The organism is Colwellia sp. MB3u-41 (assembly GCF_014076845.1).
In the GTDB taxonomy this organism is placed as follows: Bacteria; Pseudomonadota; Gammaproteobacteria; order Enterobacterales; family Alteromonadaceae; genus Colwellia_A.
The window spans coordinates 59,078-66,181 of sequence record NZ_JACGUT010000054.1; the positions used below are offsets into that span (position 1 = coordinate 59,078).

Consider the following 7,104-nt stretch of genomic DNA (forward strand, 5'->3'; position numbering starts at 1 on the left):
ATATCACTTATTATAGATATTTTGTTGATAAATACTATCTTCTATTGAAAGATATTACGACAAAAGCTATTTAAGCTCAATTTATCGAGACAACTGCGGTATTACGTTGACGTTCACGTAGTCTAGTATTAGTCTGTCGAGCAATAATTAGAAATACTTGTTAATGTTAGTTTAATAAAACAAACGTTAGCTTTACACTATAAATATAAACACAACAAACGCAATCAGAGGCAACGATGAAAGTATTAGTACCTATCAAACGTGTTATTGACTATAACGTCAAAGTTCGCGTAAAAGCAGACAATTCAAATGTTGATCTTGCTAATGTAAAAATGGCAATTAACCCTTTTTGTGAAATTGCTGTAGAAGAAGCGGTTCGTTTAAAAGAAGCGGGTATCGCCACTGAAGTTATTGCGGTATCTGTTGGCGATAAGTCTTGCCAAGAGCAACTAAGAACAGCGTTAGCTTTAGGTGCAGATCGCGCCATTCAAATCGAAACTGATGAGAAATTAGACGCACTAAATATTGCTAAGCTTTTACAAAAAATTGTTGACGAAGAGCAGCCTCAATTAGTTATCTTAGGCAAGCAGTCTATCGACAGCGATAACAATCAAACAGGGCAAATGCTTGCAGCATTAACGGGTATGGCGCAGGGTACATTCGCATCAGAAGTAAAAGTTGAAGGTGATAAAGTTAATGTAACACGTGAAGTTGATAGTGGTTTACAAACTATCGCACTTAACTTACCCGCGATTGTTACCACTGATTTACGCTTAAATGAACCACGTTATGCTTCATTACCTAATATTATGAAAGCAAAGCGCAAGCCTTTGGTTGTTATGCCTGCCGCTGATTTTGGTATTGATTTAAGCCCACGTTCAAAATTAATAAAAGTAACGCCTCCTGCGACACGTAAAGCCGGCATTATTGTTGATAGTGTTGATACATTAATTGAGAAATTGAAAAATGAAGCGAAGGTGATTTCATGAGTATTTTAGTATTTGCTGAACATGATAACAGTACATTAAAAGCAGACACCCTTAAAACAGTTGCTGCAGCGCAAGCAATTGGTGGCGACATTCATATATTGGTTGCTGGTAGCGATTGTCAAAGTGTTGCTCAAGAAGCGGCAAAAGTTAACGGTGTAAGTAAGGTAATTGTTGCAGATAGCCCAGCTTATGAGCATCAACTAGCTGAGAATATTAGCTTGTTGGTAACAGAACTTGCCGCTGACTACGAACATATCTTAGCGACAGCATTAACGACAGGTAAGAACTTCATGCCTCGCGTTGCCGCTTTATTAGATGTTGCACAAATTTCAGATATTATTGCTGTAGAAAGTAGCGACACTTTTGTTCGTCCTATTTACGCAGGTAATGCTATAGCAACAGTGCAGAGCTTAGATAGCAAAAAAGTGATCACGGTTCGTCCTACGGGTTTTGACCCAGTAGCTACAGACGGTAGCGCTGAAGTTGTTGCCATAGACTCAGTAACTGATGCCGGAATTTCATCGCATGTAAGTGACCAGTTATCAGTATCAGAACGTCCCGATTTAGGCGCAGCGAGTATCGTAATTTCAGGTGGTCGTGGTATGCAAAATGGCGATAACTTCAAATTACTTGAAGGTATTGCAGACAAACTTGGCGCTGCTATCGGTGCTTCACGTGCTGCTGTTGATGCTGGCTTTGTACCTAACGATATGCAAGTAGGCCAAACAGGTAAAATTGTTGCCCCTGATTTATATATTGCTGTAGGTATTAGTGGTGCCATTCAACATCTAGCGGGTATGAAAGACTCAAAAATCATTGTTGCTATCAACAAAGATGCCGAAGCACCTATTTTCCAAGTTGCTGATTACGGTATTGTTGGTGATTTATTTGATGTATTACCTGAGCTTGAAGGTAAACTGTAAACTATACGTTATTAGACTTATTTTCTAGAGCATTCTAGGTATAATAAAGCCACTTCAATAGTGGCTTTATTTTTGTCTAAAATTTAGCGAGTGCTTTAATTAAACTTGGGTATCAATATAATGAATAATAAACTTTCTAGCCTCAGCGATCTTGCCAGTGCGTTTGGTAGAGAGGCAACTACACCTGATAATTCAGCAAAGCAACAACCTTCCGACACTTCATTAGTTTACTCAACAGACAGTGGTCGTATTAAACAAGAAAGTGCCACTCAAGCAATAACAGCCAGTGATGGTTATGCTAAAGTTAGACGTGAAACTAAAGGCAGAAAAGGTAAAGGCGTTGTTACCATTACCGGTTTAGGCATAGATGCTAAAGCGCTTAAAGAGCTCGCTAAAAAATTAAAAAAAACCTGTGGCTCCGGTGGGAGCGTTGTTGGTGACATCATCGAAGTACAAGGAGATAAAAGAGAGCAAATAAAACAAGTACTTGAAAGCAATGGTTATAAAGTAAAGTTTATTGGCGGGTAATAACTAAACCTATAGCTTGCTAATTTATATCGTACTTCCGCAATTTAATTGCTATTTTATTGTGTGATACGTTTAAACGATCTGCCAGTTTCCTTGTTGTTGGGTATAGTGGATATAGCGCTTTAAGTAAATTATGTTCAAACGCTTCTTGAGCACTACGCCAATCGGAGCATTTATACTGCTCTGCTAAATTTCTAGCCTCCTTTACTGACAATTCAGTCTCCTGGCTTATCGGTAAGTCAGTAACAGTAAACTGAGATAAAGCACCATCAATATCTGATTTTTCAATAATTCCCGTATCATTAAGTGCTACCGCCCTAAAAAGAATATTTTGTAACTGGCGAATATTACCCGGCCATTGACAGTTTTTTAGCGCAACTAACGCTTGTTCCGTTAAAGTAGGAACCTTTCGTGCCACCTGTAGCGCTGCCATTTCAATAAAGTGTGAAGCCAATAATATAATATCATCAGGGCGATCACGTAGTGGGGGTATCGACAAACTCAAGACATTTAGACGATAGAACAAGTCTTCTCTAAATAATTGTCTTTCAATCTGTTGAGGTAGGTTTTGATGGCTGGCGCTAATAATGCGGACATTAGCGGTTAACTCTTTTGTTCCACCGAGTCGTCTATACTTATAGTCTTGTAAAAATCTTAATAACTTAGCTTGCAGATAAACAGACATTTCTGCTATTTCATCTAGGAAGATAGTGCCTGTTTCTGCTAATTCAAACAAGCCTGGCTTGCCTCCTTTTTGAGCGCCTGTAAAAGCACCCGGTGCATAGCCAAACAATTCACTTTCCAGTAGGTTTTCTGGTAATGCCGCACAGTTTAGTGCTAAGAAAGGTGCATCAGCTCTTCGGCTCGCATTATGTAAGGCGCGAGCTAAAAGCTCTTTTCCTGTACCTGTTTCGCCGCTAATAAGCACTGGTAACTCTAGTTCTGAGAAACGAAGTGTTTGAGATTTCAACAAACAAATAGCTGAATTTTCACCAATAATATTATCAAACTCGGCTTGTTCTTTACTCTGTATTAACGCGATATGCTGACCAACACGGTTCATCGAGCGTAATGTTAGAATAACACCTGATACACTATGTTCTGAAAATATAGGCGTAATATCAGCTAAATAGGAATGTTCAAGAAAAGCGAGTGAAAAATTACTCAATGATGAACTGAGCATTTCCTGAAAAGATTGATCAATATATTGATCAATATGCTGGCCTTCAATTGTCAAACCTAATTCTTTTATTAGCGACTGAGCCGCAGTATTAATGATAACAATAATGCCATTTTGATCTATATCGAGTATTGGATCAGGAATAGTATCTAATAAGGTTGTTAAATGGGCTTCACGCCTCTGTGTCGGTAGCAAGTCAACAGATAAACAATGCACAATATCATCCCGATGCGAGAGGGAATATTGGACTTCAGATAATGTTATATTATTCGACATAAAGTCCACGTAGATAAAATGACTCACGACTTCCAAAGAACATATATTCCAACGATTTTCGGCAAAAATGGCCAGAACTTCTTGGCTTATACCAATACGATCTTTTACTTTTATTTCAATTCTCACTGGCTAATCTCAATGTTTTGGCAAGATGTTGTAATATTAACATTACAATGTCTTAATTATATTACAGAATAGCTGATAAGCAGAGCTTTTGTAATATTTAAATTACAAGTGATTAAATAAACACTTATAAAAAACCATAAGCAACTGAAAATATTACAATAAAATATAATGGCGCTAATTTTGCTATGTCTACTACAAGACTATATATGATCAGTAGAAGACTGATTAACGGCGCACCTACAATTAATAACAAATGCGTCTTTAATTTGTCTCATCGCAACAACTTAAAAGTAGAGCCATATTATGAAAAATAGTAAACATATTGAAACACAAGCGATCCATTCAGGCCGCATTAACGATGAACAGTTTGGATCTTTGGCGACTCCTCTCTACCAAACTTCTACCTTTATTTTTGAAAACGCTAAACAAGGAGCCGATCGGTTTGCCGGAGAGGCTGAAGGTTATATCTACGGTAGATTAGGCAACCCCACTGTAAGGCAATTAGAGATGCGTGTTGCTGCAATGGAAGAAATGGAAGATGCCGCAGCAACAGCAACCGGAATGGCTGCAGTATCTGGCGCTTTATTAGCTAATTTGCAGTGTGGTGATCATATTATTTCATCTAGTGCGTTATATGGTTGCTCATATGCGCTAATTAGCCATATGTTAACAAAGTTTGGTATTGAAGTTTCATTTGTTGATATGCAAGAGCCTGAAAATATAGAAAAAGCGATAAAACCTAATACAAAGGTTATATTCTTAGAAACACCTATAAATCCCAACTTAGTTGTTCTAGATTTAGCGAGCATTTTAGCGATATCAAAACATCATAATATTCTCTCAATTGTGGACAATACTTTTCTTACCCCTGTTTTACAGCAACCCGGTAAATTTGGTGCAGACATAGTGGTTCATAGCGCGACAAAATATCTAAATGGTCACGGTGATGTCGTAGCCGGTATTATATGCAGTAATGCCGAAATGATAGAACACATCAAATTAACGGCACTTAAAGATATTGGCGCAACAATGAGCCCTCATGATGCCTGGTTAATTATGAGAGGATTAAAAACCTTACCATTGCGTATGGAACGCCACTGTTCAAATGCGCAATTAATAGCTGAGTTTTTAGAGAGTCATCCAATGATAGCTAAAGTGTATTACCCTGGACTAAAATCTCATGATGGCTATAAATTTATTGGCACACAAATGAAAGCTGCCGGTGGTGTTATCGCTTTTGAATTAAATGCAGATCTAAAAGGTGGTGAAGACTTCATTAATCGGATGAGTTTATTTTCAATCGCAGTAAGTCTAGGTGATGCAGAATCCCTTATTCAGCACCCAGCTTCAATGACCCATTCTCCTTATACACCAGAAGAAAGAGTAGCTGCAGGCATCAGTGATAGTTTAATTCGTATCTCTGTTGGTCTAGAACACGTAAGTGATTTACTTGACGATCTAAAACAATCTTTAGATCAAATAGAAAACCGCCAAGAGCAAGTTGCTTAACTTAGCGGTTTATAACGAGTAAGTATAATTACCCGTAAAGTATTAATCCTGCGTTATAATTTTAGTTAGCGCAGGCATTACTTTTTCTTTTAACAAGGTTAATTCACTGTCTGTGTAAGGCTTCATTGCAAACTCACCCCAAACAGGCTTCGGCCAAGCAATATCATCCGCAAAGCGAACAATGTGATGGACATGCAGTTGCGGACAAATATTACCTAATGCCGCTACATTCATTTTTGTGCCATTAAATAACTGCATTAATATTTCACTTAACAAGCTTGATTCATTGAGAAACTGCTGTTGTTGTTGCCAATCAAGTTGATAGATATCTTGAACATCATCGACCCTAGGTACTAAAACAAACCACGGATAATTACTATCATTCATCAGTAATAGTGTCGACAGTGGCAGCTCGAGTAATTCAATCGCGTCTCGCTTTAATAGCGCGTGAAGTTGGAATGTATTAGACATGTAAGATCCCTTAACGTTTATTTTTACGACCACGACCACGAGCCGTTTTCTTTGCTTCTCTCGCTGCCACTTTTTTAGCTTCTTGCTCAATAAAATAAAGTGTTTCAACTTCTATCATATCGGGGGTTTCAAAAGTAATTTCCCCGAGGGTTTTATCCCTTATTTCATTAATTAGGATTGCTGCCGCTTTATGTAAATCAATACGTCCGCCAGATCTAACACATCCGCGTCGTCGACCTATTTCTTCAAGCAACTCAACTTCTGTTTCAGGTAACTCTTTTAGTTGGTAACGTTCCTGCAATCGATCAGGGTAATTTGCTAATAAGTATTCACCGGCAAAAGCAGCAATATCTTCATGATCAAAGGCGGTGTCTTTAACGGCACTTGTTATAGCAAGGCGATAGCCACTATTTTCGTTAATAATTTTGGGCCACAACATACCTGGAGTGTCATATAAATAAAGTCCTTCATCCAAACGAATACGTTGCTGACCTTTAGTTACTGCCGGCTCGTTACCTACTTTAGCTTTTGCTTTACCGACAAGGGTGTTTAACAAAGTAGATTTACCTACATTAGGGATCCCCATAATCACAACATTTATTTGCTTACCTGTTTCATTTTTACTAGGAACAAGTTTACGAATAAGACTAGGGAGTGTTTTAGCCACTGAGGGATTATCTGTTGTTAACGCGATTGCTTTTACGTTTTTCTGAGACTCTAAATATTCCAACCAGAGTTGTGTTTTAGCAGGATCAGCAAGATCAGATTTATTGAGTATCTTAATGAGTGGAATATCACCTCTAATCTCAGTGATCATCGGATTCTCACTACTAAAGGGTAATCGTGCATCACACACTTCTATCACAACATCTATTTGTGGAAGAATTTCTTTTATTTCTTTTTGGGCTTTATGCATATGCCCAGGGAACCAATTAATAGCCATAACAACACTAAGTAATTTATTAATGTGTAGATTTTAGCAAGTTACGCATTGATACACACGTTACATTGAAAATAAATGTGATATTGCAAGCTATCCCTTTTTTATCTGTAATACTGACAAGTTTAAAATAAAGAAATTTACAGAAATGCCAGACAGCAA

The 7,104-nt window shown here is 37.8% G+C and carries 7 protein-coding genes; 4 read left to right on the forward strand and 3 right to left on the reverse strand.

Translation table 11 applies throughout. From position 1 onward, the window contains the following. Window positions 1–236: 236 nt before the first annotated feature. From H4J73_RS05360 to H4J73_RS05370, 3 genes are all read left to right on the forward strand, one after another. The gene (locus tag H4J73_RS05360) at window positions 237–989 is read left to right on the forward strand and encodes an electron transfer flavoprotein subunit beta/FixA family protein (RefSeq protein ID WP_182178320.1); all 753 of its coding nucleotides are present in this window, start codon (window positions 237–239) and stop codon (window positions 987–989) included. Then, window positions 986–1,912, forward strand: a complete 927-nt coding sequence (locus tag H4J73_RS05365) for an electron transfer flavoprotein subunit alpha/FixB family protein (protein ID WP_182178322.1) — start codon at window positions 986–988, stop codon at window positions 1,910–1,912. Before H4J73_RS05360 ends, H4J73_RS05365 begins: the two co-directional genes overlap by 4 nt. A 120-nt stretch (window positions 1,913–2,032) precedes the next feature. Beyond that, window positions 2,033–2,440 carry a stress response translation initiation inhibitor YciH gene (locus tag H4J73_RS05370; protein ID WP_182178324.1) on the forward strand — a complete coding sequence of 136 codons (408 nt, stop codon included), beginning with the start codon at window positions 2,033–2,035 and terminating at the stop codon, window positions 2,438–2,440. A gap of 19 nt (window positions 2,441–2,459) precedes the next feature. On the opposite strand, the gene H4J73_RS05375 is transcribed toward H4J73_RS05370, so the two are convergent. Further along, entirely contained in the window at window positions 2,460–4,022 is a 1,563-nt protein-coding gene (locus H4J73_RS05375; protein WP_182178326.1) for a sigma 54-interacting transcriptional regulator, read from the reverse strand. A gap of 303 nt (window positions 4,023–4,325) precedes the next feature. Here H4J73_RS05375 and megL point away from each other — a divergent pair, with 303 nt between their 5' ends. Further along, a complete protein-coding gene (gene megL / locus H4J73_RS05380) occupies window positions 4,326–5,531 on the forward strand; it encodes a methionine gamma-lyase (protein ID WP_182223186.1) in 1,206 nt (401 codons plus the stop codon). Between the two features lie 42 nt (window positions 5,532–5,573). Here megL and H4J73_RS05385 read toward each other — a convergent pair whose 3' ends face one another. Next, complete coding sequence (locus H4J73_RS05385; RefSeq protein WP_182223187.1) at window positions 5,574–6,002, reverse strand: HIT domain-containing protein; 429 nt, start codon at window positions 6,000–6,002, stop codon at window positions 5,574–5,576. A gap of 10 nt (window positions 6,003–6,012) precedes the next feature. Next, entirely contained in the window at window positions 6,013–6,945 is a 933-nt protein-coding gene (ylqF, locus tag H4J73_RS05390; RefSeq protein ID WP_182178332.1) for a ribosome biogenesis GTPase YlqF, read from the reverse strand. Between the last annotated feature and the right edge of the window lie 159 nt (window positions 6,946–7,104).

Coding starts and splice junctions, on each gene's coding strand:
- H4J73_RS05360 (WP_182178320.1), top strand. CDS start 237: ATGAAAGTATTAGTACCTATCAAACGTGTTATTGACTATAACGTCAAA.
- H4J73_RS05365 (WP_182178322.1), top strand. CDS start 986: ATGAGTATTTTAGTATTTGCTGAACATGATAACAGTACATTAAAAGCA.
- H4J73_RS05370 (WP_182178324.1), top strand. CDS start 2,033: ATGAATAATAAACTTTCTAGCCTCAGCGATCTTGCCAGTGCGTTTGGT.
- megL (WP_182223186.1), top strand. CDS start 4,326: ATGAAAAATAGTAAACATATTGAAACACAAGCGATCCATTCAGGCCGC.
- H4J73_RS05385 (WP_182223187.1), bottom strand. CDS start 6,002: ATGTCTAATACATTCCAACTTCACGCGCTATTAAAGCGAGACGCGATT.
- ylqF (WP_182178332.1), bottom strand. CDS start 6,945: ATGGCTATTAATTGGTTCCCTGGGCATATGCATAAAGCCCAAAAAGAA.